Source organism: Peptoniphilus grossensis ph5 (assembly GCF_000311825.1).
Lineage (GTDB): Bacteria > Bacillota > Clostridia > Tissierellales > Peptoniphilaceae > Peptoniphilus_A > Peptoniphilus_A hominis.
Map to the genome: position 1 here is coordinate 22494 of NZ_HE978570.1, position 2770 is coordinate 25263.

Annotated in this window: 4 protein-coding genes; all 4 read right to left on the reverse strand. The window is 29.5% G+C overall.

What is annotated here, in order from left to right; genetic code table 11:
- Nucleotides 1-95: 95 nt before the first annotated feature.
- Nucleotides 96-521, reverse strand: a complete 426-nt coding sequence (locus tag HGPG_RS10015) for a protein-export chaperone SecB (RefSeq protein ID WP_019125813.1) — start codon at nucleotides 519-521, stop codon at nucleotides 96-98.
- Nucleotide 522: 1 nt separating this feature from the next.
- A complete protein-coding gene (locus HGPG_RS09290) occupies nucleotides 523-810 on the reverse strand; it encodes a hypothetical protein (RefSeq protein ID WP_019125814.1) in 288 nt (95 codons plus the stop codon).
- 1 nt (nucleotide 811) lies between these two features.
- Nucleotides 812-1468, reverse strand: coding sequence for a hypothetical protein (locus tag HGPG_RS09295; protein WP_187115842.1), 657 nt, complete (start codon nucleotides 1466-1468; stop codon nucleotides 812-814).
- Nucleotides 1469-1699: 231 nt separating this feature from the next.
- Nucleotides 1700-2770: stalk domain-containing protein (locus tag HGPG_RS10285; RefSeq protein WP_036732127.1), on the reverse strand; the 1071-nt coding region annotated here is incomplete at its 5' end.

Genomic DNA, 2770 nt, shown 5'->3' on the forward strand with positions numbered 1-2770 from the left:
GCCATTTTTTACTGAAATTAATATCTTCTTACATATGAAATGCATATTCTAAAAAATAAAAAACCTCAAAGACCTAATTCTTCAAGGTTTTTCCATTAATTATTAATTTTTTTAGAATCCTCTAAATATTTCTGCATATTAATTGTTGGTAGAGTTAAAGGAGGTATGTTAGCCAATGATGTATATGATGAAACTATCGCTCTAATATAGGGATATAATATTGCCATGGCATTAGATAAAAACTTCTCTCCATCCACGTCTCCTTCAAAAGAAAATTTCCCTTCTATATTTACATATATTTCAAATGGGTATCCATTGTTTTTAGAGTCTTCAAAGACTTTTACTCCCAATTGGACATTCATTCCGTTCTTATAAATTTGATAATCATGTCCCAATTCAAAAGAAATAACTATCGATTCATCAGAATCAAATTCAGAATTTAATTTATAATTTATTTCGAGAACTCTATACTCATCAAAACTTATTTTACCTTCTATACCATTATGACTTTTATTATTCATTTTATGCCGCCTCTATTATTGAACTATTTAATTTGATTCCCGTTTCGTTAAAATAATAAGTTTGATCTTTATATTTCTTTTGCTTTGTGTTATAAATTCCTTCAGATAATTTAATTTCGTAAGAACCAATTAAATCAAATTTAGACCTATTATAGCAATCTATTCTTTTATCACTTTCATCACAAAAATCATCTATTCTTTTATATAATTGAGCTTTTTCGTATTCTGACATATTTGAAAACTCTTTTTGCAAATCATCCAAAAATTCTAACGTTTGTTGTTTATTCATATTAACTCACCTCTTCATCTAACTTTAAAATAGCTTTAGTATTTATAACATTATATATTGTTTTAACTTTAGGAGTTAAGCCAACTTTATTTCTGTGAAAATGATATAGCTTTGTACTTTCTCTAGGATAATTTCCATGAGCTTTTATAACATAAAAATTATCGATAATTTCTGGTTTTTCTTTCAAAAGAAAATTTATTTTTTCTCCAAAACCCTTATTTATAAGCCTTGGATTAGTTTTGTAATAATTCTCAAAATAATCTTCTAGTTTTTTTCTAACATCAGAATCAGACAAATCAAATAATTTATCTAAGCATACCATACCTACACAAATACTAAATTTAATATTATTTGAATTTTTGAGTGACATCTTTCTCTCTTTGTCTTGCTTCCAATATTTTGCATTTGAAAGATTATCCCAAAAATATACTCCATTACCTATCCAATATCGGTCATCTCTAGCTTTTAAAATTAAGTAATCTTTACTCGAAATTGCCTTAGCAATGTTAACGCTAAAATTACAATGATATAGTTTCAATATTTGCTCATACATATAATCACTTTTATCAATTATTTTATGCTTAAAATTAAGCATTATCACCATTATAATATCACAAACAAGAATAAAATTCTGTGGATAACTTAAAATATTTTCCAAAAATTTTTATTCAAACTATTAGCTAATAACAGTTATTATAATATTTTTTTGAATAGTTTTGAAAAAAATTTTTATTACTACATTATATTTCAATAATTAATGTTCATTTATTATATACCCCAATTAATAAATTTCACCCAAAAAGGGACTCTGTAATATATACAAAATCCAAAAAAATGTAAAAGAAAAGACCGATTGCTCGGTCTTTCTTTGTTCTACAAATTATAGAAATTATCTTCTAATATAAATTGTAGCTGTCTTATCATTTTGATTCCATTCAATGTCTTGGTCTGTATTGTCAAGAGTGTGTCCGTTAGTCATTCCAAAAACATTGGCAACATTAGTTACAGAAACAAGAATTCTGTCCTTAATGTTAAGTGGTTTAGAATCCATCTTTATTGTCTTTCCATTAGAAAGTACAATTTCATCGCTGTCAATTTGAATGCTTGCAGTTAAACCATCTTTAGTGAATCTTGCAGTTCTAGTTTTAGCATCCCATTGAACATCAGCGCCAAGAGCTTCTGCTACATATCTTAGTGGAAGCATTGTTCTGTCATTTTGGATAACAGGAGTTACATCCATAATTCTCTTAGTAACAACGCCATTTCTTACAACTTCATATTGGTATTCGTTGATGTGGAATACATACCATAAAGTGTCGCGAACTGGAGTAACTTTCTTTTCTGCTTCTGCATAAACTGGGAATGTTGGAACATATTCATGTCTGTGTCCACCTGGGAAGTACCAGTCATCTCCTGGGTAACCATTTCCATTGTCATCTCTTAACATAGAGTGTCCATTTACATTGATGATAACTGTAGTTTTTCCTTTTGGAAGATCAGGATTAATAATTGTAACTACAATAGGCCCATCTACATTAGCGCCTGGAGTAACAATTATTTCTCCAGTAGTTGGATCGATAGCTACTGGTATATATTTACCATCTTCATCCTTAGCAGTAACTTTTGTATCACCGTCAGGATTATTAACAACTACGCCTGTTCTTTGAGCATCCTCTGTAGGTTCTACTGGTTTCTTATTAGAATCATCAACAGTATCTTTTTCATCTATTGCTGGCGTACTTGCTTTCTTAACAGTTTTTGCTGGTGTTAATGTGCCAATTGTCTTTCCATCTTTATCTGTTACAGTTACTGTTCCATCATCTGCTACGTCAATGTTTGCACCTTGTGGTAGATTTGGATTTGCTTCCTTAACTGCGTCTTCAACAGCCTTCTTTTCTTCTGGTGTTAACTTAGATGGGTCTTTTACTTCAACTGGTGTAACTGGAGCTTTAACTTTATC